Below are 22,497 nucleotides of genomic sequence, written 5' to 3'. Positions count from 1 at the left end.
CCGGCTCCGTTTCTGGCCCGGGCCGGTGGCGTGGATGTGCCTGACCCAATGGCACCATCGAGTAAAGCGGTTCTGCTAAACTTTGATGACGGGGGCAATACAATCCACAGGCGTATGACCGCGCAAAGGTGTGGCCTCAGGCCGCGTCTTGCCGGTATCTGGCCGAAACGCGGGGCAGTCCGGAGCGCAGCAGCCGGGCGATTCGTTGCTGCCGCGACCGATCAAGCCGGCGGTTGAGGCGGGTCAGCAGTACTCGCGCGAAAAGCGCATAGACGAGAAGCGATGCCAGACTGGCAGCAAGGTGTGAGGCCGCGAACATTTCGCCTGTGTTTTGAAGCGAAGGGGCTGCCGGGATGAAGAAGATCGCGGTCGCAGCGGCGAGGCCAAATTCTGCGGCAGGCCGTGTCTTCAATTGTGCACCGTACCGGATGCGGCCAAGAAAGCTCTTGCCGGGCAGGTTGTCATTGCCTGCGAGCGGGGAGGGGCGCCGCAGGCGAGCGATCTGCCGCACGGCGAAAAATGCCAGAAATACAATGGCCGCCACCGACGCAACGGCGCGACCGGACGGCATGGCATGAACAAAAGCCACAGTGGCACCCAGCCCTGCTGCAAAAAACAGCGCCCGGGCTCCAAGGATTCCTGCTGCAATGGACATGCTTGCCCGTAGCCCGCGCTGACAATGCCATTTCGCAAATTCAAGCATCCGATCCGACGGAAGCACAAACATCACGAAAGCCAGCGCGGCGTAAAGGATAGCCGTTTCTAAAGTCACTCGTGTTCCTCCATCCGCAGGGCCCATAAAAGCCCCGAGGGATGAAAAGGTCAATTGGGGGGCGTGAAATGCTGCCCGATTTCTTCCATCACACCCGCAAACCAGGGCGTTGAAAGATCGAAATGGCCGCCGCCCTTGATACGATCGAATTCGATGGTTCGAAGTTGGCCATTGCGTTCGACATCATGTCCGGTCACGCCTGAGATGCCGTCAAGAGCGCTTTCGACGGCAAGGTCTACCATGGAATGAATCAGCCGGAGGTCGTCGGTATTGGCCGGAGCGGAACGGGCGTAGTAGCCGGATTTCTGTACCAGCGCGCGCTCGGCGCCGAGAATCTCGGCGAATTGTTTGGTGAACCAGTTGCCGACATTGATGTTGTCGAGCTTGACATGGCCAAAGGCATCGCGCTCGACATCGGCACCGGCGGCTTCCTGCTCGGCGATGATGGCATCGAGGCATGCGCCTTCGGAGACGAACAGCGAAACGGTGCCGTTGCGACTCATGGCTTCTTTCAGCCGTGCCGTTTCAGCCTCGAGGTCGAAGGCGGCCTCCGGCAGGTAAACACCGTCGATCATTTTCATCGCCGGGTTCATCAGCATGCCATCGACATAGTCGACTGTTTTCAGGCGTTCGAGATAGGCGCGTGCCGTTGCCGCGGTCAGCCAGCCGCAATTGCGGCCCATGACTTCGTGGACGATGAGTGTGCGCGGAGCCGCACTCTGCTCATTGGAGACGTTATCGAAGAAGGCCGCGCCGTACTCGGCCGCCGTCAGCGCGCCCAGTGTCTGGCGGATCGGCTTTACGTCATTGTCGACGGTCTTCGGCAGGCCGACGACGGTGAGGTCATAGCCGTTTTTCTTCAGATAGGCTGCTAGATCGGCAGCCGTCGTGTTGGTGTCGTCGCCGCCAATGGTGTGGAGAATGGTGATGCCATCTTCGGCAAGCCGGTCGGCCGCCACTTTCAGCGGATCTTCGCCGGCACCGACCAGCCCGCGCTTTTCGCAATCTTTCTGGTTGGTCAGCTTCACACGGCTATTGCCGATCGGAGAGCCGCCGAAGCGATGCAGAAGATGGGCCTGCTCACGTATTCCTGGTGTGATGGGCATGCTGTCGCCCATCAAAAGACCGGTATACCCGGAGCGGTAGGCGATGATTTCGGCTTCGGGTGCGATATCGGTGTAGCGCTCGATCAGTCCTCCGACGGCTGAAGAGAGACAGGGCGCGAGCCCTCCGGCGGTGAGCATTGCAACCTTCTGGCTCGACATATCAATCCTTCCATCAAATCCGAGGCAATTATCCGTCCAATATGCGACATGGATGCGACAGGAGAGGCCGGGCTGTAAAGCCTGAAAACGAATAAAATCCGGGATTTGCGTGGGCTGGTTTCGCGAAACCAGCGCTGTCTGCGCCGCTAAAACGATTGAACCGACGAGCGCTGACCGGACCGGACGAGGCAGTATCTGGTTTAGCCAAAGCGCGGGGAGAGGCTCGGTCTTGCGACAGAACCACTTTAGAAGCTGATATTCAGCCCGATCTTGCCGCCAAAGCCATAGGAACGGGTATCAAAGGCTGCGGACCCCTGGATCTCTGCAAATACGGAATACTGGCGCCCGGCGTTTTGCCAGTCTGCCTTTCCGCCGAGCCTGATCTCACCGGAAAGCTCGGCAGGTTCGGAGGAGAAGTCGTAGATGCTGCCCGGTTCAGCCAGGAAATCATAGTTGATGTTGGTGCTGCCGTAGAGGTTGCTGGAGCGCGTCTCTCCGTTCACATTCTGCCAGTTGCTTGTCCATTCGACCGCAAGTCCGGCCCGCCCCCAAAGGCTTTGCCCATTGGGAACGCCGAAGGCTTCGGCATAGGCTCCGCTGACACTGTCGATATCGACAGCCGCGAATGCCATCTGAAGCTGCGGTGCAAGCGAAAATCCGCTTCCAATATCAAGAGTGTGGCCCGCTTCCAGTGACAGCGCATAGCCGGTGGCGTTGCTGTTTTCGGATGAAATTGCCCCGTCTTCGACAGAGAGAGTGCTGTCATAGAAGGTGTAGGCAGCCTGGGCATCTGCGTAGAAGCCGTTCGTTCCAAGCCAGGTCAGCGTGACGCCAATCCCGTGGCCGTCCGGTCGGATTTTGCCAATGCCGCTAGAAGCCTGAACTCTGGCCCTGCCGATCTGGTACTGCCCCGTAACACCACCCACCAGTGTGCCTGATGGCTGGTCGACATATAATCCATCGATACCGATCTGCAATTCGAAGCTCGACATGCGGTAACCAGAGCCGGCCGAAGCCGATTGCGGCTCGAACACGTGATGTGCCGCATCAATCCTGCTCCACAGGACGTCGGGCGCGGCATCGGACGAAAAGGCCTGGCCGCCTGCGTAGCGTCCGCCCGAACGTGACTCGAAAGATGGAGGCCGGGTCATTTCCAACAGTACGGCGGGGTAGGCTTCGTGAACCGCAACCAAGGTGTGTGGCCATGCGCCCTTGTCGGTCGGGAAGCTGCTCGCACTTCGGGTTTTATGGGCCGTTGCCCGCACCTTCAAGAGGGATTTGAGCGGTCTCGGACCGGTTGTCGTAGGGTGAGTGCCAAGGTTGTCTTGCTGCGTGCGATGGTGTTGACGGAGTTCAGAGGCGACGGCCAGGATTTCGCCTTTTCGCAGGGGCGACGCGCTTTTGGTTGGAGTATCCATTGTGCCGCTCAGCCGCGCCGTCCCGCCTGTGGTGGGCAGAGCGGCGCCAAGGCTTGACGCCGGTGCCGCGCAGTGTTGCGCTTTCAGCTGATCGGTGCCGCAGGTGAAGGTTTCATCGGCGCTTGCTATCATTGGTGCGCCGACAATCAGGCTGAGGGCCGCTGCGAAAACCAGAGCGTAAGGCGTTAGCGTGCTGGGCGCGGGGGCGCGCAAACTGCATGGCCGGCCGGGTCCTGGCATACTCAGCTCCTCCCTGGATCTGCATCCAAATATAAGAGAAGCCTAATTTAGATTAATATTGCAATATAACTTGTATTAAATTGGAGTTATTTATGTATATGGTTTTATATTCGTGTATTTTAGATGTATGGATAAAATATACATGAAAAAATTCATGTAATTTTGAGTTTATAATTTTATGTATAGCTTTAAAAAAAACGGAACGGGCACCGCATGCAAGCGGCGCCCGTGATCAGGCAGTTCAGGTCCGTAAGGCCTATGAGAAGATGCGCGCATGCGCCAAGGGCTGCTGGACCAGCGGCGGAAAGTCGTCCGGGGTGATGGTTTCCTTCTCGAGGAGGATGCGGGCGCCGTCATCAAGGTCCTTGCGGCGTTGGGCAAGCACGGTCTTGGCCCGTTCATAGGCTTCATCGATCAGCTTGCGGATCGCAAGGTCGATCTCGCGGGCGGTGACATCGGAATAGTCCTTCGGCCTGCCCATGGCAGGGCCGCTGTCCAGATATTGGGCGCGCTGCTGTTCCAGTGCCGTCTGGCCTATATCCGGGTCCATGCCAAAACTCATCACATATTGCCTGGCGATATCGGTTACGCGCGCGAGGTCGTCCGAGGCGCCCGTCGAAATCTCGCCATAGACGAGATCTTCGGCGGCGCGGCCTGCGAGCAGCACCACCATTCGGTCCCGCAGTTCGCCGGCAGTGATCAGGAACCGGTCTTCGGTCGGACGCTGCATGGTGTAGCCGAGTGCGCCGATCGAGCGGGGAATGATCGAGATCTTGTGGACGGGATCGGTCTTGGGAAGGGCGGCGGCTGCCAGCGCGTGGCCCATCTCATGAAAGGCGACGCGTTCGCGCTCGTCGGGGTTCAGCAGTCGCCCGCGGCGTTCGGAGCCTGCGACGATGCGCTCAACGGCCAGCGTGAAGTCATCCATGGTCACATATTCGCCATCGCGGCGGGTGGCGAAGATCGCGGCCTCATTGACTAGGTTGGCGAGATCCGCGCCTGAAAAACCCGGGGTGAGGGCGGCCACATCATCGGCATTGAGTTCATCGGCGAGTTTCACATTGCGCATGTGCACCTTGAGGATCGCCGAGCGGCCTTCGCGGTCGGGCCGGTCCATCACCACCTGACGGTCGAAACGGCCGGCGCGGGTCAGTGCCTGATCAAGTACTTCGGGCCGGTTGGTGGCCGCCAGGATGACGATGCCGGCGGACGGATCGAAACCGTCCAGCTCCACGAGAAGCTGGTTCAGCGTCTGTTCCTTTTCATCATTGCCGCCACCGCCGAAGGAGTTGCGAGCGCGGCCCAGTGCATCGAGCTCGTCGATGAAGATGATGCAGGGCGCCATCTCGCGGGCCTGTTTGAACAGGTCGCGAACACGCGCTGCTCCGACGCCCACAAACATCTCCACGAACTCCGAGCCGGAGATCGAGAAGAATGTGACATCGGCCTCTCCGGCGACCGCCTTGGCAATCAGGGTCTTGCCGGTCCCGGGCGGGCCGACGAGCAACAGGCCCTTCGGGATACGCGCGCCGAGCCGGCCGAATTTGTCGGGCTCGGTCAGAAAGGAAACGACTTCCTTCAGCTCGGCCTTGGCTTCGTTGGCGCCGGCGACATCGTCAAAGGTTATGCCGGTCTTGCGTTCGACATAGATCTTCGCCTTGGACTTGCCGACATTCATCATGCCGCCAAGGCCGATGCCCTGCTTTTCCGCGAATTTGCGAAAGAACCATGCCCAGATCGCGAAGAAGATGATGATAGGAAGTATCCAGGACAGGATTTTTGTCAGCATGCTGTGGTCAGGGACGCCGGTGACATCGACCTTGTATTTGTCAAAATCGACGGCCAGCTCCTGAGGAACGCGATAGGTGACGAAGTATTCCTTGCCGTTGACGGCGTCCTTGAACTGACCCTGGATGGTGTTGTCGGCGATAGCGACGGATTGCACCTGGCCCTTTTCGATGTAGCTGATCATCTCGGAATAACTGATCTGGGCAACGTCGCGTGATGAAAACCACATCTGGAAACCGATGATCACCAGGAAGGCCAACAGAAAATAGCCAATATTGAATGTATTCTTGCGTTCCATGGTCGATTTTCCCCGCTATCGCCTTGTGAGGATTAGTCTATAGCCTCGGCATTGCGTTGCAGGCAATTGCAATCATCCCCGCCCTGCGTTTGGTTGTGTTGAATGTCACGGAAAAATTGTTCGACGGCGTCGCGAAAAAGTGAAATTGAACCGACCGGTTCGACTTGCGTCGAGCGTATTTTTTGTCCAATCTGTCCTGACGTGAAAGGGCGGATTCTACCCGCCGGGAGACTGTCGAATGTCATTTTGGGAGAAGCTGGTCAATTTTATCAGCCAATCCGCCGGCAATGTGCTGACCAGCGTTGTCGAGGCTGTGCGGACCCTGTTTGAGGGTGACCCCGAAACACGCCGGCAGGTTGCCTTCTCGGTGTCGCTGATCGCGCTTTCCGCGAAGATGGCCAAGGCCGACGGTTTCGTGACCATAGAAGAGGTCAACGCCTTCCATGAGATTTTCGAAATCCCGGACAGCGAGCGCGAGAATGTTGCACGGCTCTACAATCTCGCCCGCCAGGATATTGCTGGCTACGAGGCTTATGCCGGGAAGCTGAAAAGCCTGTGTGCTGAAGGTGACGAGGGTTGTCCGCTTCTTGAAGAAATTATTGATGGCCTGTTCCATATCGCCAAGGCCGACGGTGCGGTGCACGAGAAGGAACTGGCCTTCCTCGCGCGTGTTGCCGAGATCTTCGGCATCAGCGAAACGCGCTTTGTCGCGATCTGCGCCCGTCACATGGATATGGGGGAACGCGATCCCTACGGGGTGCTGGGCGTTTCGCGCAACGACGATTTCAAGACCATCCGTTCGCGTTACCGGGCGCTTGTCGCCGAAAACCATCCCGACAAATTGATTGCGCGCGGCGTTCCGAAGGAATTTCACGCCACCGCCAATGATCGCATGGCCCGCATCAACGCCGCTTACGAAGAAATCGAACGTGAACGAAAGGCCGCCTGAGGTGGTGGTTCGCAGCTTTTCGCTGGTGGTCCCGGCGCTTGTCGCACTTGTTGCCGCCTTTCCGGCCTCTGCCGCTGAAGACGGGCTTGCCGGTGCACGGGCTCTGGTTGAATTTCTCAACCCCGATGATTGTGACGCCGACCTGACCTCTCGCTTTGAAGGTCTGGAGGATGTCGTCCATCCGGTTGTCTGGACTGAGGTCGATTATGAGGGCAAGCCGGTTAAACGCGACGGTACGCTTTATGAAATCAATTGCTATCTGGGCGCTTACAATCTGGTTGCCGCCTATGTCTTTGCACCGGGAGAGAGCTATGGCGGAGGTCTGCACCCCGTAACTTTCGCAGTTCCGGACTTCACTGTGGACTATGCGGAAAACGACATGACGCAGACGCAGCTCACCCAGGCGCCTGCTGTGAGCGGTTTCGCCACCGAAACCACGCTGATCAATCCTGAATTCGATCCAGAAACCAATACGATATCGACATTCGAGAAATGGCGCGGGCTGGGCGATGCTTATTCATCGGGCGCATGGACCCTCGAAAACGGCCGTTTCGTGCTGAAGCGCTACGTAATCGATCCGATCTACGAAGCCAATATCGAGGATCCGTCGCAGGAACTGATCGATCAGAATTTCATTCTCTATGATGCGGGCGACAGGTGATACGCCGCCCTTGAGCGAGCGCAAGCAGTGATGTCTTTCGGCGTGCTATTGACGTCTCTGCTTCGCCCAGATGGCACGGTCGGTGAGGTTTCGCTTGCAAATTTTCCGGTCAGTGCTCAAGCTTTCGCTACTTTGCCCGGAAATTGTCTGGTGCCGTGATGCGCTGATGAAGGGGGCGGGCCATAGAGGGATTCATGACTGCACATTTCAGGACGATCATCGTCGGGCGAGGCCTGATGGGCGCTGCGGCCGCTCGCCATCTGGCCGGTTTGCAGGACGGTGTTGCCGTGATCGGGCCGGACGAGCCCGCAGACAAGGCAAATCATACCGGGGTTTTTGCCAGCCATTACGATGAAGGGCGGATTACCCGCACGATCGATCGTGATCCTGTCTGGGCGAGTCTCGCCAATCGCTCGATTGCGCGTTACCGCGAGATTGAACGCGAAAGCGGCATCGAAGTGTTTAACGAAGTCGGTGCCCTGATTGTCGGCCCGGCGCGCTCGCGCGGCAGATATGTCGAAACGATCATGGAGGCTGCCGGCAGTTGTGGGGCCGCTGCCGAGATCGTCGATGCGGACGGCCTCGTCGAAAAATTCCCCTATTTCGAGTTTGCGAAGAAGACCGAGGGTGTCTACGAACCGTCGTCTGCCGGATTTATATCGCCACGCAGGATGGTTGCAGCACAGTCCATTCTGGCCAAAAAGGCCGGTGCCGCGGTGATCAAGGCGACGGTGACGAAAATACGCGAAAGCAGTGCCGGCGTGCAGGTCGAAACTGATGACGGCGCGGTCTACACTGCGGAGAAGGTTCTGGTTGCTGCAGGTGGATTTTCGATCAACCCGGATCTGCTGCCCGCACGGCTCGATCTTACCGTTTTTGCAAGAACGGTCGCCTATTTCGAGGTGGATGAGGATGAGGCCGAAGCACTGGGTACTGTGCCCAGCCTGATCTACAAGCCGGAATTCGATGTCGACGGGATCTATCTCCTGCCGCCGATCCGCTATCCTGACGGCCGCTTTTATATCAAGATCGGCGGCGACCCGGACAACGTACCGCTTGAGTCCGAGGCGGATGTGTGTGCCTGGTTCAAGTCCAGGGGAACAAAAGCCACCCGTGAGTACCTGACGCGGGTCCTGTGTGATTTGATGCCTGGCATCCGCGTGCTGCAGTCTGAAACGGGCACCTGTGTCACCAGCTATTCGCCTTCGGGTTATCCGATGATCGGGTTTTCGCCATCCGACAGGATTGCCGTGCTGACGGCAGGTTGCGGGGCGGGGGCAAAGAGCTCTGACGAGATCGGAAGGCTCGGCGCGGTTTTGATGGCCGAGGGCTCGCTGGCCGATGAGGGATATGATGTCGACTTCGCGCCGTCCTTCTCCTGATCGGCCCAACTGCCGCGAAACCACTTTCCTTCATGGCCAAAACACAGTAGGAGACGCCCACCAGTTGGCCGGGCGGCCGCGCTGTGCCAATGCCGAAAGGCGGTGCGGTGAGGAAAGTCCGGGCTCCACGGAAACACGGTGCCGGAGAAAGTCCGGCGGGGGCGACCCCAGGGAAAGTGCCACAGAAAGTAAACCGCCCCGCTTTCAGACTGCTTGTCGATCAGACACAAGCAGCCTGATGGCGGGGTAAGGGTGAAAGGGTGGGGTAAGAGCCCACCGCGCCTGCGGCAACGCAAGGCGGCACGGTAAACCCCACCGGGAGCAAAACCGAATAGGGATGACGCGGCGCTTGACGCCAGCCTGTTTCCAGGCCGGTCATCCGGGTGGGTTGCGAGAGGCAGTGCGCAAGTGCTGTCCCAGATGAATGGCCGCCACGTTCTGCGGGAAACTGCAGGGCCTTACAAAACCCGGCTTACAGGCCAACTGGTCCTTTTTTCTCACTTTGGTCCGTTTTGGGATCGGTCGCCACGCTTCGTTTCCGGAGCGGGGCGATATTATTTTTTCTAATATTTTCAGAAGATTGCGCCTGAAAGCTTTCGTTAACAGGCGATTGATAGAATCGGGGTTTGAAACAGTTTTCCGGCACGGCTAATAGCAGGTTGTCCCATTGACGCCCAATTCTGCCCATGTTATCCCATTAACTAACAGTTCGCCGTCTGCGGCATATGGGCGGCAAGTCAGTTCTAAGTCTTTGCATTTATTGTTGAATTCGTCCTTTGGGCGAAGCGGGTTTCTTGTGTCTTTTTTTTGGGCGGCTGTCGGACGAGGGCAGCCAAAGTCTTCGGTAGTTTTGCGTCATGAACCGGTTTCTTTCCAATGCGACCAAGAAGATCGATGCGAAGGGAAGGGTCTCGGTGCCTGCGGTGTTTCGCACGGTTCTGTCAGAACGAAAGATTGCGGAGCTTTACTGCTTCCAGGATTTCACCTTTCCCGCCATCTCCATCGGAGGCACCGATCTTCTCGACCGCTTCGAGCGGCAGATCGATCAGGAGGATCCGTTTTCAGCCGACGCGAACAGCATGTCGCTGCTGATCCATGGTGGCGGCGTGTTTGCGAAACTCGATGCCGAGGGGCGGCTGATGATCACGGATTTCATCCGCGACTTCACCGGCATCGACAAGGAGGTCACTTTCGTGGGCCGTGCGGATCACTTCCAGCTTTGGGATCCGCAGGCCTTTCAGGAGGCGCAGGCCGAGGCGCGCAGGGCGCGCTCTCAGCGACGCGCCGGCGGTTGAACGAACGAGGGAACGGAATGTCGGGGACACTTGGCACAGCGGATGCCAATGGCGGACCGGTTCGCCACATTCCGGTCATGCTTGCCGAGGTGCTGGGCGTTCTCGCTCCTGCATCCGGCAAGGTCATTCTGGACGGCACTTTCGGCGCCGGCGGCTATTCGGCGGCGTTGCTGGAGGCTGGGGCCACGGTGATCGGCCTTGATCGCGATCCGAACGCTATTGCAGCGGCAGGCGATATGCTTGCCGCTTATGGCGATTGTCTGCAACTTCACCACACGCAGTTTTCAGTGCTGGACCGTTTCGCGCCCGAGGGCGGTCTTGACGGGGTCGTGCTCGATATCGGCGTCTCCTCGATGCAGATCGACGAGGCCGAACGCGGCTTTTCGTTCCAGAAAAACGGACCCCTCGATATGCGTATGTCGGGAGAAGGCGTTTCGGCCGCCGATGTCGTCAACCGCGCCAAGGTCAGCGATCTGACCCGGATTTTCGGGATCCTCGGTGAGGAAAAGAATGCCGGTCGCATTGCCCGCGCCATCGAAAAACGCCGCCAGGATCAACCGTTTGAAACCACCCGCGATCTGGCCGGGCTGATCGAGATCGTGACGCCGCGCCGCGCCAAGGACAAGATCCACCCGGCAACTCGCGTGTTTCAGGCGCTTCGCGTCTATGTGAATGATGAACTCGGTGAACTTGCCGCGGCACTGCTTGCCGCCGAGCGCAGTCTGAAGCCCGGCGGCGTGCTGGCCGTCGTCACCTTTCATTCGCTGGAAGATCGGATCGTAAAACACTTCATCGCAGCCCGTCTCGGCAAGGCTGGCGGCTCACGCCACCTTCCGGCGGTTGAGCCGGCGCCTGCGCTGTTTTCGCAAGCTGGCAAGGCGATGATTTCGGCAAGCGAAGCCGAAGCCGCTGAAAACCCGCGCGCACGCTCCGCAAAGCTGAGAGCCGCAATCCGTACCGATGTCACCGCGCCGGCCACCGGGCTCGATGCCTTCGGCCTGCCGGCGCTTGCCGATCTTTCCCGTCTAGGAGGTTTTGAGAACTGATGCTGCGTCCTCTCGATCTCATTCTCATTCTGGCCATGGTGGCGACTGCGACCGTCACCTATACGATCAAATACAATGCCGAGACGACACTGGAAGAGGTGCGCAGTCTTGAGGATCAGATCGCGCTTGAGGAAAACACCATTGACCTGCTGAAGGCCGATGAGGCGCTGTTGACGCAGCCCGCCCGCATGGCACGGCTTTCGGAGTATTTTGCGGTCGAGCTTGGTCTGGAGCCGGCCGAGCCCGAGCAGATCGCGACCCTCGATCAGCTCCCGCCGATTGCCCCCGAACCCCAGCCGGAAGACCTTCCGCCGCTGATGGCCGGGAATGCGCCCGACGGAACGGATATCGTTATAACCGGATCGGTGACCCCATGATGAAACTTGCCCGCATCTTCAGGAAAAAGCCGAAAGCAAACAACAGTGCCTCCGATGAAACGGCCACGGCGCAGACCGATGTGTTTCAGGGAACGGCCAAGAGGCGCGTAAGTCTTGCGCGCAGCCGCGTTGCCTTCGTCACCGTTGCCTTCGTTGCCGTCTACGCCATCATTGGCGGCAGGCTGGTACATTATTCGCTGGCCAAGGAAGACGGAACGGTGGCGCGCGCAGCCATGCCGCTCACACTCGCACGTCGCCCTGATATCGTGGATCGCAACGGCGCAATCATGGCCACTGACGTGCGGATGATGTCGCTTTATGCCGATCCCTCGATGATCACCAGTGCCGATGATGTGCTGGAATCGCTGAAACCGATCTTCCCGGATCTCGATGTGAAGCGGGCCTATCGTTTGCTGAAGTCCAAGGGCGAGTTCGTTTGGCTGAAGCGTCAGATCACGCCGAAACAGCAGAGCCAGGTGCTTGCTGCCGGTGTCCCCGGGGTTGGTTTCCGCCCTGAAGTGCGGCGCTTTTATCCTGGCGGTCCCGAGGCGGCTCACATTCTGGGTCTTGTGGATATCGACAACCGGGGTCTGTCTGGCATCGAACGCTATATGGACCAGACCGATGGTATTTCCGGCCTGATGGGACTTGGCCTGACAAGTTCCATGGGGTTGAAGCCCTTCGAGGTCTCGCTCGACCTGCGCGCCGAAAGCATTGTGCGCGATATTCTGGTCCGTGGCGTTGAAAAGTTCGAGGCGCTGGGTGCCACTGGTATCATTTTGAAGGCCGATACCGGTGAAGTTGTCGCACTCGCGTCCTATCCGGATTTCGATCCCAACAATCCGCCGCCGGCCAGCGACAAGAGGATGCTCAACCACGCCATTACCGGCGTTTACGAGATGGGCTCGACCTTCAAACTGTTTACGCTGGCGATGGGGCTGGAATCCGGGCAGTTCAACCTGCAGAGCACGGTCGACGCCAAGACGCCGCTGTTCTTCGGTTCCTCGCGCATCAATGATGACCACGCCCAGCATCGGATCCTTACTTATCCAGAGGTGTTTACCTACTCCTCCAATATCGGCGCCTCGCGCATCGCGGCCGCCGTCGGTCCAGATTACCAGAAGGCATTTCTCGAAAAGCTTGGTCTTCTCGACCGCATTGATACCGAGATTGGCGGCTCGGGCACGCCGCAGAAGCCGCAGAAGTGGGGGGCGTGTTTTCCGCCACCGTTTCCTTCGGCCAGGGCATTACCACGACACCGCTGCAAACGGCTGCGGCCGCAGCGGCCATCATCAACGGCGGCAAGCTGATGTCGCCGACCTTCCTGACGCGCGCACAGGAAGAAGCTGACCGTGTGGGCGTCCGGGTGATTTCCGAGGACACCAGCGACAAGATGCGCTACCTGCTGCGGCTGAACGGAACGGACGGGTCCGGCCGCAATGGACAGGTGCCGGGCTATCGGGTTGGCGCAAAGACCGGTACGGCGGAAAAGATCATTGATGGCAAATATGCCCATGACCACAATTTCAACGCCTTTCTCGCCGCATTTCCGATGGACGATCCCGAATATGTCGTTCTTGTTACCATCGATGATCCGAAAAAAGTCGAGGGCGTTCCCGGTCGCACGGCCGCCTGGAACGCCGGTCCGATGACGGGTGAGATCATCCGCCGCACAGCGCCCATACTTGGCGTCGACCCTGATTTCGGGGAAGATGGCAACGCAAAGCTCGCGGCGTACTGAGATATGATTCCGGTCGGCGCGGGTTTGCAACCGGTCGGACACAACGGAAGAGATCGAAAATGTTGCTGCGTGCGCTTGCCGGAATGGCCTTTCCCGAATTGAATGCGGCTCTTGCCGGGCGCGCGGGCGCAATTGAAATCACCGGACTATCTGCCGACAGCCGGAAGATCGAACCCGGCATGCTGTTTGTGGCCGTATCGGGCACCAAGGCCGATGGCGCCGTCTTCATCGATGCTGCAGCCGAAAAGGGCGCAGCGGTTGCGATCAGCGCATCTGCCGCCGACAGCGCGAAAATTCCGGTCCTTCAGGTTGATAATCCGCGTCTGTTTCTGGCACGTGCCGCCGCACGGTTTTATGGCAGGCAGCCCCAGACAATGGTCGCCGTCACAGGCACTGCCGGCAAGACCTCTGTTGCTTCATTTACCCGCCAGATATGGACCCATGCGGGACATCCCGCCGCGATGATCGGTACCACCGGCGTGATTGCGCCTGGCCGCAAGGAATACGGTGCGTTGACGACGCCCGATCCCGTCGTGTTGCACGCGCTTCTGGCAGAGCTTGCCGAAAACGGCGTGTCCCATGCTGCGATGGAGGCATCCAGTCACGGGCTCGACCAGTGCAGGCTTGATGGCGTCACGCTGGCAGCCGCGGGCTTTACCAATCTCGGTCGTGATCACATGGATTACCATCCGACGGTCGAGAAGTATTTCGATGCTAAGATGCACCTTTTCGACCGGGTTTTACCGCGCGGCGCACCGGCCGTGATCAACGCCGATGACGAATGGTCGATACGCGCGGCTGAAGCGGCAAAGGCTGCCGGACAAAGGGTTTTGACGGTCGGGCGCAACGGCGATTTTCTGACGCTGAAACGCGTCGAACAAAAGCGTGACAGCCAGTTTGCCGAAGTGCTGCATGACGGCACGATTTATGAGGTGCGGCTGCCGCTTGCCGGTGAATTCCAGATTTCCAATGCACTTGTGGCCGCAGGCCTTGCCATAGCCACTGGCGTTGCGGCGAAGGACGCGCTTGCCGCTCTTGACAAGCTTGAGGGTGCCGAGGGCCGGCTGCAGCTTGCGGGCAAGGCGAAAAACGGCGCGCTCGCCTATGTTGACTACGCCCACAAGCCCGATGCGCTGGAAAAGGTTCTTGCCTCGGTCCGTCCGTTTACAACGGGTCGCGTGCTCGTGGTGTTCGGCTGTGGCGGTGACCGTGACAAGGGCAAGCGCCCGATCATGGGCGAGATCGCCACGCGGCTTTCCGATATCGTGATCGTCACCGATGACAATCCACGCTCGGAAGAACCGGCCGTTATCCGTTCCGAAATCATGGCGGCAGCTCCAGGTGCCATTGAGATCGGTGATCGCCGTGAGGCCATCATTCACGCGATCGGCCTTTTGAAGCAGGGCGACACGCTGATCGTCGCGGGCAAGGGCCACGAAGAAGGACAGATGGCTGGCGGCATTACGCGTCCCTTCTCCGATCTGACTGAGGTGAAAAAAGCACTGGAGGGCATGCAATCGTGAGTTTGCTTTGGACATCAGCCGAAATGGTCGCGGCCATGGAAGGCCGTCCCGTCGGCGAACTGCCGGAAGGCGTCAACGGCATTTCCATCGACAGCCGGACGCTTGCGCCTGGAGAGGCGTTTTTCGCCATCAAGGGCGACAGAGTGGACGGGCATTCATTCGCGGGACTTGCGGCCGCCAACGGCGCCGGGCTTCTGGTGATCTCGGAAGCAAAACTGCCCGCGCTTGGCCGTCTGACCTGTCCGATGATCGTCGTCGATGATGTGCTGGAGGCGATGGTGCGCCTTGCTGCAGCCTCAAGGGCGCGTGTCGCGGGCCGGATCATCGCCGTCACTGGCTCTGTCGGCAAAACCAGCACCAAGGAGATGATCGCGCGCGGGCTGAAGGCTTCGGGCAAGGTCCACGCGGCGGTCGCCTCCTTCAACAATCACTGGGGCGTGCCGCTGACATTGGCGCGTATGCCGTCCGATACCGAATTCGGCGTGTTCGAGATCGGCATGAACCATTCCGGCGAGATCCGGCCGCTGACGAAGCTTGTGCGCCCGCATGTTGCGGTGGTGACCACGATTGCCCCCGTCCATATCGGCAATTTCTCAGGCATCAAAGAGATCACCGCAGCCAAGGCCGAGATATTCGAGGGGCTGGAGCCGGAAGGGGCTGCCATCCTGAACCGCGATATCGACGAATTCGAGTCGCTGGCGCGGGTGGCGAAGAATTGCGGCGCGCAGATTGTCTCTTTCGGCGAACATGCCAAAGCGCTGTTCCGTCTTCTCGATTACCGCACCGTTGGCGACAAGGGGCATGTCCAGGCGCTGCTTGGCAGCGAGGAACCGGTTTCCTTCAATCTCGGTCTGCCCGGCCAGCATATGGCCGAGAACGCGCTGGCAGCACTGGCGGCGATCTCCATGGCAGGCGGGGACGCCCATGCCGCGCTCGAGGCGCTGGAAACCGCCGAACAGTTGAAGGGCAGGGGCCTGCGCCAGCAGCTCGCAATCGGCGATGACGGCTTCACCCTGATCGACGAAAGCTATAACGCCAATCCAGCCTCGATGCGGGCAGCACTTGAATTGTTGGGTGCGGATCATAGCAGGGGACGCAGGATTGCCATACTTGGCGATATGCTCGAACTCGGCGATTACGCCGCGGAAGCGCATGAGGCTCTTGCCGGGCCGCTGGTGTCTGCCGGTGTCACGGATGTCTGGCTCGCCGGGGAGCATATGCAGGCGCTGCGCGATGCCCTGCCGGAGAGCATTGTTGTGGAATATCGGGCGAATGCCGGAGAACTGGCCGAATTTGCCGTCGGTGCGGTCGCGGCCGGCGATACTGTGATGGTAAAGTCATCCAATGGTGCGGGATTCGGCAAGATCGTCGCAAAACTGATCGATACCTATCCCGCGCGGTGATAAACCGCGCTTAAACATTTTCGTGGTAAACGGACGTTTGATATGCCGCGAAAAACGCAATTCTGAAGCGCCTGTTGCGGCCCGTTCGGGGGCAATGCCGGCGTGTTTCGCCGTCGCTGGAAAGGGACGTTTATGCTGATTTGGCTTGTGGAGCTGTCAGACAGGTTCCAGTTTTTCAACCTGTTCCGCTACATTACGTTTCGCTCCGGCGCTGCCGTATTTACCTCGGCCCTGATTGTCTTCCTCTTCGGTCCCCGGATTATCGCAGCCTTGCGCATAAGGCAGGGCAAGGGTCAGCCGATTCGCGCCGATGGTCCGCAGACCCATTTCAAGAAGGCCGGTACGCCGACCATGGGCGGGCTGATGATTCTGGCGGGCATTGTCGGCTCAGCGCTTTTGTGGGCGGACCTTTCCAATGCCTATGTGGTCGCGACCCTGCTGGTCACGCTCGGTTTTGGGGCAATCGGCTTTTATGACGATTATCTCAAGGTCACCAAGCAGTCCGATAAGGGGTTTTCCGGGCGGCGGCGGCTGTTCTTCGAATTCATCATCGCCGGTGTTGCCGTTGCCTTTATGATGTATGCGGCCAACCTGGCCAGTATCGATGGTGCAACGCTGGGTTCGGCGCTGACCTTCCCGTTCTTCAAGGATGTGATCATCGATCTCGGCTGGTTCTTTATTCCCTTCGGCGCTTTCGTGATCGTCGCTGCCGGTAATTCCGTGAACCTGACCGACGGTCTCGACGGACTGGCGACCGTTCCGGTGATTATCGCCTCCGGCTCGTTCGCGCTGATCGCCTATGTCGTCGGCAACTCCGTGTTCGCGACCTATCTTCAGATCAATTATGTTCCGGGCACCGGCGAACTGGTGGTGCTGCTTTCCGCCGTCATCGGCGCCTGCATGGGGTTCTTGTGGTTCAACGCACCGCCGGCGGCGATCTTCATGGGCGATACCGGGTCGCTGGCGCTTGGCGGCCTGATCGGCTCGGTTGCGGTTGCCACCAAGCATGAGATCGTGATGGCGATCATTTGCGGGCTGTTCGTGCTTGAGGCGCTCTCCGTCATCATTCAGGTGGCTGTCTATAAGAAAACCTCCAAACGGGTGTTCCTGATGGCGCCGATCCATCATCATTTCGAGAAGCTCGGCTGGACCGAGAGCCAGGTCGTGATCCGGTTCTGGATCATCTCTTTCGGTCTCGCCATGGTCGGCCTTTCGACCCTGAAGCTTCGATAGGAAAATAATCCGTGATCGTGGTCTCCGTCTTCTCCGGTAAAAAAATCGCTCTTTTCGGGCTCGGCGGTTCGGGCCTTGCGAGTGCGCGCGCTCTTGTTGCGGGTGGCGCGGAGGTTTCTGCCTTTGATGACCGCGAGGAAAGCCGTGCGGCCGCTCAGAAAGCCGGTATTCCGGTGGTCGATCTGAAGACGGCGGACTGGCATATGTTCGATGCGCTGGTGCTGGCGCCGGGCGTGCCGCTGACCCATCCGAAGCCGCACTGGACCGTAGAACTGGCAAAGGCTGCCGGCGTCGAGATCATCGGCGATGTCGAACTGTTTGCCCGTGAGCGGCGTGCGATCTGTCCGGGTGCAAAGCTGATCGCGATTACCGGCACCAACGGCAAATCGACAACCACGGCGCTGATTGGCCATATCCTCAACGCCGCCGGACGCGATGCGCAGGTTGGCGGCAATATCGGCAGGGCGGTGCTCGACCTCGATCCGCTCACACCTGAATGCTTTTATGTGGTGGAATGCTCCTCCTACCAGATCGATCTGGCACCGACGCTGGATGCCGATGTCGGCTTGCTCCTCAACCTCACGCCTGACCATCTCGACCGCCATGGCGACATGAACCGCTATGCTGCGATCAAGGAACGGCTGGTGGTGGGGGCTGGAACCGCTGTTGTCGGCGCCGATGACAGCTATTGTCTGGCAATTGCCGGTCGCCTGGTTCGGGCCGGTCACAATCTGATCAGCGTATCCGCCGATCGCACCCATATCACAAGCGGACTGGGCTTTGACGGTCGGGCGATCATCGCTGCAGAGGATGGCCGCGTGGTTGCCGATCTGTCCGGCCACACCGTGCTGCGCGGGGCGCATAACGGTCAGAACGTCGCCGCCGCCATTGCCGCCTGCCGTGCGGTCGGCCTTTCGGACCCGGAAATCCTGTCCGGTATCGCCACGTTCAAGGGACTTTCACATCGCATGCAGCCGATTGCGCGGCGCGGCAAGGTGCTGTTCGTCAATGATTCCAAGGCAACCAATGCCGAGGCTGCCGCCCCTGCGCTCAAGACCTTCAACGATATCTACTGGATCGCAGGCGGACGGCAAAAACAAGGCGGCGTCTCCTCATTGCAGGCGTTTTTCCCGAGGATTACCAAAGCCTATCTGATCGGAGAGGCGGCGGATGCCTTCGCCGAAACGCTTTCGGGCAAAACCGAGACGGTCATATCCGGTACGCTGGAAAAGGCCGTCAGTGATGCAGCGGATGATGCGGCGACGGCCGGTTCGGCGTCGCCCGTGGTGCTGCTTTCGCCCGCCTGCGCCAGCTTCGATCAGTTCAGGAACTTCGAGACGCGTGGCGATGCCTTCGTCGATGCCGTGATGGCGCTTGACGGGATTGAACCGCCCGATGAAACCGGCAGGGGGAAGTAGGCTATGGTCTCTCGCGTTCAACGCGGACCGATTGCGGACTGGTTCTGGACCATCGACCGATGGCTGCTTGCGGCCTTTCTCGCGCTGATGGGCATCGGGTTCATGCTGTCGTTTGCGGCGTCACCTGCCGTTGCCGACCGTCTCGGCTATGACAGTTTCCACTTTGTCCGCCGTCACGCCATCTTCATTTTTCCCTCGCTGGCGGTGATGATCGGCCTGTCCTTCTGTTCGCCGCGGATGATCCGGCGGCTGGCGGTGGTCATCCTCATTGGCTCTCTTCTGATGATGGTTGCGGCGCTGTTCGTCGGTACGGCGAATAATGGCTCGCGGCGCTGGATCGTGCTGGCCGGTTTTTCGCTCCAGCCTTCGGAGTTTCTCAAACCAGCCTTTGCGGTGGTCTGTGCCTGGCTGTTTGCCGAGCACCAACGCTATCCGGAAATTCCGGGCAATCTGTTTGCCGGAATTCTGTTCATCATTTCGGCAGTGCTGTTGATCGCCCAGCCCGATTTCGGTCAGACCGTGCTTCTCGGCATTGTCTGGGGTGGCATCTTCTTCATGGCCGGAATGTCGTGGATCTGGATTGCAGGTCTCGGCGGAGTGGGAGTTGCCGGTTTCCTGGCAGCCTATACCTGGCTTCCGCACGTGACCTCGCGTATCGACCGGTTTCTGACCGGCGAGGGCGATAACCTTCAGGTGGAGCTTGCTGCCAAGGCGATCCAGCAGGGCGGACTTTTCGGTCTCGGGCCGGGTGAGGGCATCGTCAAACGCCGCCTGCCGGACAGCCATACAGACTTCGTTTTTTCGGTGGCTGCGGAAGAGTTCGGCATTCTGTTCTGCATGTTCATCGTGGCGATCTTCGCCTTCATCGTCCTGCGTGGCCTGACCCATGCCTATCGCGAACGTGATGATTTTGCACGCTTTGCCGTGGCCGGTCTTGTGCTTCAGATCGGCATGCAGTCGGTGATCAATATCGGCGTTGCGCTGCAACTGATGCCGGCAAAGGGCATGACCCTGCCGCTGATTTCAGCGGGCGGATCGTCGATGATCGCAACCTGCATCGGAGCAGGCTTCATTCTGGCACTGACCCGCCACCGGCCCGAAAAACGCGCCCGACAGGACCATTTCTTCGAGCCGGGCCGACCACGTGGCGTGGCTGCGGAATAGGGTTTATCATGGAAAGCAAGCTGTTCTTCCTCGCCGCCGGTGGCACTGGCGGTCATGTATTTCCGGCCGAAGCGCTGGCGCATGAACTCATCCGGCGCGGTCATCAGGTTCATCTTGTGACCGACAGCCGTGCAGAGCGTTATGCCGGCAGTTTCCCCGCAGCCGAAATCCACATTGTGCCATCTGCCACGATCGGGTCAAAGAACCCGATATCGATCATTCGCGCGGCGCTGACGCTGTTCAAGGGATCACGGGTGGCGCGCGCGCTGTTTGCCGAACACCGTCCCGCAGCCGTGATCGGCTTTGGCGGATATCCGACCGTTCCGCCGCTTTATGCGGCCGCTGCCAGCGGCATTCCAACCATGCTGCACGAGCAGAATGCAGTGATGGGACGCGCCAACAAGATGCTGGCACCGCGCGTGAATGCCATTGCCGGTGGTTTCCTGACGCCCGAGGGCGAGCCGCTTGGCGCCAAGATTTTTGCGACCGGCAATCCTGTACGTCCCGCCGTTCTTCGGGCGGCGGCAACGCCCTATGATAGACGGACGCAGAAAGAGCCTTTCAACCTTCTGGTTTTCGGCGGTAGCCAGGGTGCGCACTTCTTTGCCGATGCCGTTCCCGGTGCACTGACGCGTCTTTCGCCTGAGGTGCGGGGCCTGTTCAGGGTCACCCAGCAGGCTCGACCGGAGGATGTGGAGCAGGTAACAGCGCGTTTTACCGAACTTGGAGTTCCCGCAGAGATTTCTCCTTTCTTTTCCGATATGGCGCGCAGGATCGCAGAAGCCCATCTGGTCGTTTGCCGTTCGGGTGCCTCGACAGTCTCGGAGATTTCGGTCATCGGGCGTCCGGCAATCTATGTGCCCTATCCCCACGCGCTTGATCATGACCAGGCGGCAAATGCCGCGCTGGTTTCGGCCAATGGCGGCGCAAAGGTCGTGCATCAGTCACAACTTTCAGATGAGCATTTTTCGGAATTGTTAACCGAAGCCGTTGATGATCCGGAGAAACTTGTCGCTGCGGCTGTCGCGGCAAAACAGGCCGGAAAACGCGATGCAACAGAGAAACTCGCCGACATGGCTGAGGCTCTGGCGTCGGGTGAGAAAATTGAAGGAACAAGCAGATGAGAATGCCTCAGGCTATCGGTGTCGTCCATTTTGTCGGCATCGGGGGGATCGGCATGAGCGGCATTGCCGAAGTCCTCAGCAATCTCGGCTATAAGGTGCAGGGCTCCGACCAAGCCGAAAGCGCCAATGTCACCCGACTGCGTGAAAAGGGCATTGTCGTCTCGATCGGTCACAGGCCCGAAAATCTCGGCGATGCGGAAGTGATCGTGGTGTCGTCAGCCATCAAGCGCACCAATCCCGAGCTTGTGGCCGCCCGCGAAAAACACCTGCCTGTGGTGCGCCGCGCGGAAATGCTGGCCGAACTGATGCGCTTCCGCGATGCGATCGCGATCGGCGGCACCCATGGCAAGACCACCACCACCTCGATGGTTGCGACCCTGCTGGAAGCCGGCGGGCTGGATCCGACTGTTATCAACGGCGGTATCATCAATGCTTATGGCACCAATGCGCGCATGGGCGAGGGCGAGTGGATGGTGGTCGAGGCGGATGAATCCGACGGCACCTTCCTGAAGCTGCCCGCCGAAATTGCGGTGGTTACCAATATCGACCCCGAGCACCTCGATCACTATGGCACCTTTGACGGCGTGCGCGCCGCCTTCCGGCAGTTCGTCGAGAATGTGCCGTTTTATGGGTGCGGTGTATTGTGTCTTGATCACCCGGAAGTGCAGTCGCTCGTCGGACAGATCGAGGACCGGCGTATCGTGACTTATGGCGAGAACCGCCAGGCGGATGTCCGGTTTTCCAACATCCGCAATGAAGGCACCCGCACGATCTTCGACGTCGATATCCGACGCCGCCGCAGGCCGTCGGTGAAGCTTGAAAATCTGGCGCTGCCGATGCCCGGTCGCCACAACGTCTCCAATGCGACGGCCGCGATTGCCGTTGCCGACCGGCTGCATATTTCCGAAGACGATATCCGCAAGGGGCTTGCGGCCTTCGGCGGTGTCAAGCGGCGGTTTACCCTGGTCGGAACCTGGAACGATGTTCAGATTTTCGATGATTACGGGCATCACCCGGTCGAGATCCGCTCGGTGCTGGGCGCGGCGCGTGAAGCCTGTGACGGGCGGGTCATCGCCATCCACCAGCCGCACCGCTATTCGCGGCTGGAAAGCCTGTTCGAGGATTTCACCAACTGCTTCAACGATGCCGATACCGTGTTCATCGCGCCGGTCTATGCAGCGGGTGAGGAACCGCGCGAGGGGTTTGACGCCGAGACGCTGGTCTCCGGCATCAAGGCCGCCGGCCACCGCGATGCCCATTATCTGGCTGGCGAGGAAGCGCTTTCGGCAAGGATTGCAAAGATTGCCGAACCGGGCGATTTTATTGTCATGCTCGGAGCGGGCAGTATCACCGCCTGGGCTGCGCGACTTCCGGTCGCGCTCAATGAAATGTCTTGAAGG

Annotated in this window: 17 protein-coding genes, 1 other RNA gene and 1 pseudogene; 15 read left to right on the top strand and 4 right to left on the bottom strand. The window is 59.5% G+C overall.

What is annotated here, in order from left to right; genetic code table 11:
• Positions 1–136 precede the first annotated feature (136 nt).
• The 4 genes from AC0L7L_RS10165 to ftsH all read right to left on the bottom strand — a co-directional run bounded on the left by AC0L7L_RS10165 (position 137) and on the right by ftsH (position 5,781).
• Complete coding sequence (locus AC0L7L_RS10165; RefSeq protein WP_473513691.1) at positions 137–655, bottom strand: hypothetical protein; 519 nt, start codon at positions 653–655, stop codon at positions 137–139.
• 167 nt (positions 656–822) lie between these two features.
• Positions 823–2,037: a pyrophosphate--fructose-6-phosphate 1-phosphotransferase gene (locus tag AC0L7L_RS10160; RefSeq protein ID WP_473513690.1), complete on the bottom strand. Its 1,215-nt coding sequence runs from the start codon at positions 2,035–2,037 to the stop codon at positions 823–825.
• 245 nt (positions 2,038–2,282) lie between these two features.
• Entirely contained in the window at positions 2,283–3,230 is a 948-nt protein-coding gene (locus AC0L7L_RS10155) for an autotransporter outer membrane beta-barrel domain-containing protein (RefSeq protein ID WP_473513688.1), read from the bottom strand.
• Between the two features lie 721 nt (positions 3,231–3,951).
• The gene (ftsH, locus tag AC0L7L_RS10150) at positions 3,952–5,781 is read right to left on the bottom strand and encodes an ATP-dependent zinc metalloprotease FtsH (RefSeq protein ID WP_272211776.1); all 1,830 of its coding nucleotides are present in this window, start codon (positions 5,779–5,781) and stop codon (positions 3,952–3,954) included.
• 238 nt (positions 5,782–6,019) lie between these two features.
• Here ftsH and AC0L7L_RS10145 point away from each other — a divergent pair, with 238 nt between their 5' ends.
• The 15 genes and pseudogenes from AC0L7L_RS10145 (at position 6,020) to murC (ending at position 22,494) form a co-directional block, all read left to right on the top strand.
• Complete coding sequence (locus AC0L7L_RS10145; RefSeq protein WP_473513685.1) at positions 6,020–6,730, top strand: TerB family tellurite resistance protein; 711 nt, start codon at positions 6,020–6,022, stop codon at positions 6,728–6,730.
• Positions 6,711–7,391: a DUF1176 domain-containing protein gene (locus AC0L7L_RS10140; protein ID WP_272211773.1), complete on the top strand. Its 681-nt coding sequence runs from the start codon at positions 6,711–6,713 to the stop codon at positions 7,389–7,391. Before AC0L7L_RS10145 ends, AC0L7L_RS10140 begins: the two co-directional genes overlap by 20 nt.
• A gap of 194 nt (positions 7,392–7,585) precedes the next feature.
• Complete coding sequence (locus AC0L7L_RS10135) at positions 7,586–8,773, top strand: FAD-dependent oxidoreductase (protein ID WP_473513683.1); 1,188 nt, start codon at positions 7,586–7,588, stop codon at positions 8,771–8,773.
• Positions 8,774–8,833: 60 nt separating this feature from the next.
• An RNA gene (gene rnpB, locus AC0L7L_RS10130) (RNase P RNA component class A) lies at positions 8,834–9,264 on the top strand.
• Between the two features lie 366 nt (positions 9,265–9,630).
• Positions 9,631–10,068: a division/cell wall cluster transcriptional repressor MraZ gene (gene mraZ / locus AC0L7L_RS10125; RefSeq protein ID WP_272211770.1), complete on the top strand. Its 438-nt coding sequence runs from the start codon at positions 9,631–9,633 to the stop codon at positions 10,066–10,068.
• A 17-nt stretch (positions 10,069–10,085) separates the two neighbouring features.
• Positions 10,086–11,114 carry a 16S rRNA (cytosine(1402)-N(4))-methyltransferase RsmH gene (gene rsmH, locus AC0L7L_RS10120; RefSeq protein WP_272211768.1) on the top strand — a complete coding sequence of 343 codons (1,029 nt, stop codon included), beginning with the start codon at positions 10,086–10,088 and terminating at the stop codon, positions 11,112–11,114.
• Positions 11,114–11,491 carry a cell division protein FtsL gene (gene ftsL, locus AC0L7L_RS10115; RefSeq protein ID WP_272211767.1) on the top strand — a complete coding sequence of 126 codons (378 nt, stop codon included), beginning with the start codon at positions 11,114–11,116 and terminating at the stop codon, positions 11,489–11,491. The genes rsmH and ftsL overlap by 1 nt, the downstream gene beginning before the upstream one ends.
• Positions 11,488–13,232, top strand: a pseudogene (locus tag AC0L7L_RS10110) (peptidoglycan D,D-transpeptidase FtsI family protein). The gene ftsL and the pseudogene AC0L7L_RS10110 overlap by 4 nt, the downstream one beginning before the upstream one ends.
• Positions 13,229–14,755 (top strand): UDP-N-acetylmuramoyl-L-alanyl-D-glutamate--2,6-diaminopimelate ligase, encoded by a 1,527-nt coding sequence (locus tag AC0L7L_RS10105; protein ID WP_473513871.1) that lies wholly within the window; start codon positions 13,229–13,231, stop codon positions 14,753–14,755. Before AC0L7L_RS10110 ends, AC0L7L_RS10105 begins: the two are co-directional and overlap by 4 nt.
• Positions 14,752–16,158 (top strand): UDP-N-acetylmuramoylalanyl-D-glutamyl-2,6-diaminopimelate--D-alanyl-D-alanine ligase, encoded by a 1,407-nt coding sequence (locus tag AC0L7L_RS10100; RefSeq protein WP_473513681.1) that lies wholly within the window; start codon positions 14,752–14,754, stop codon positions 16,156–16,158. The genes AC0L7L_RS10105 and AC0L7L_RS10100 overlap by 4 nt, the downstream gene beginning before the upstream one ends.
• Before the next feature lie 132 nt (positions 16,159–16,290).
• Entirely contained in the window at positions 16,291–17,391 is a 1,101-nt protein-coding gene (mraY, locus tag AC0L7L_RS10095) for a phospho-N-acetylmuramoyl-pentapeptide-transferase (protein WP_272211762.1), read from the top strand.
• 11 nt (positions 17,392–17,402) lie between these two features.
• Positions 17,403–18,809 (top strand): UDP-N-acetylmuramoyl-L-alanine--D-glutamate ligase, encoded by a 1,407-nt coding sequence (gene murD / locus AC0L7L_RS10090; RefSeq protein ID WP_473513678.1) that lies wholly within the window; start codon positions 17,403–17,405, stop codon positions 18,807–18,809.
• A gap of 3 nt (positions 18,810–18,812) precedes the next feature.
• The gene (gene ftsW, locus AC0L7L_RS10085; RefSeq protein WP_473513676.1) at positions 18,813–19,973 is read left to right on the top strand and encodes a putative lipid II flippase FtsW; all 1,161 of its coding nucleotides are present in this window, start codon (positions 18,813–18,815) and stop codon (positions 19,971–19,973) included.
• Positions 19,974–19,981: 8 nt separating this feature from the next.
• Positions 19,982–21,097 (top strand): undecaprenyldiphospho-muramoylpentapeptide beta-N-acetylglucosaminyltransferase, encoded by a 1,116-nt coding sequence (gene murG, locus AC0L7L_RS10080; RefSeq protein ID WP_473513674.1) that lies wholly within the window; start codon positions 19,982–19,984, stop codon positions 21,095–21,097.
• Positions 21,094–22,494: a UDP-N-acetylmuramate--L-alanine ligase gene (murC, locus tag AC0L7L_RS10075; protein WP_473513672.1), complete on the top strand. Its 1,401-nt coding sequence runs from the start codon at positions 21,094–21,096 to the stop codon at positions 22,492–22,494. The genes murG and murC overlap by 4 nt, the downstream gene beginning before the upstream one ends.
• Positions 22,495–22,497 lie beyond the last annotated feature (3 nt).

The organism is Martelella sp. K41-7, from assembly GCF_055808365.1.
This window is presented reverse-complemented; position numbering and strand designations above follow the sequence as displayed.

Coding starts and splice junctions, on each gene's coding strand:
- AC0L7L_RS10165 (WP_473513691.1), bottom strand. CDS start 655: ATGTCCATTGCAGCAGGAATCCTTGGAGCCCGGGCGCTGTTTTTTGCA.
- AC0L7L_RS10160 (WP_473513690.1), bottom strand. CDS start 2,037: ATGTCGAGCCAGAAGGTTGCAATGCTCACCGCCGGAGGGCTCGCGCCC.
- ftsH (WP_272211776.1), bottom strand. CDS start 5,781: ATGGAACGCAAGAATACATTCAATATTGGCTATTTTCTGTTGGCCTTC.
- AC0L7L_RS10145 (WP_473513685.1), top strand. CDS start 6,020: ATGTCATTTTGGGAGAAGCTGGTCAATTTTATCAGCCAATCCGCCGGC.
- AC0L7L_RS10135 (WP_473513683.1), top strand. CDS start 7,586: ATGACTGCACATTTCAGGACGATCATCGTCGGGCGAGGCCTGATGGGC.
- mraZ (WP_272211770.1), top strand. CDS start 9,631: ATGAACCGGTTTCTTTCCAATGCGACCAAGAAGATCGATGCGAAGGGA.
- rsmH (WP_272211768.1), top strand. CDS start 10,086: ATGTCGGGGACACTTGGCACAGCGGATGCCAATGGCGGACCGGTTCGC.
- ftsL (WP_272211767.1), top strand. CDS start 11,114: ATGCTGCGTCCTCTCGATCTCATTCTCATTCTGGCCATGGTGGCGACT.
- mraY (WP_272211762.1), top strand. CDS start 16,291: ATGCTGATTTGGCTTGTGGAGCTGTCAGACAGGTTCCAGTTTTTCAAC.
- ftsW (WP_473513676.1), top strand. CDS start 18,813: ATGGTCTCTCGCGTTCAACGCGGACCGATTGCGGACTGGTTCTGGACC.
- murG (WP_473513674.1), top strand. CDS start 19,982: ATGGAAAGCAAGCTGTTCTTCCTCGCCGCCGGTGGCACTGGCGGTCAT.
- murC (WP_473513672.1), top strand. CDS start 21,094: ATGAGAATGCCTCAGGCTATCGGTGTCGTCCATTTTGTCGGCATCGGG.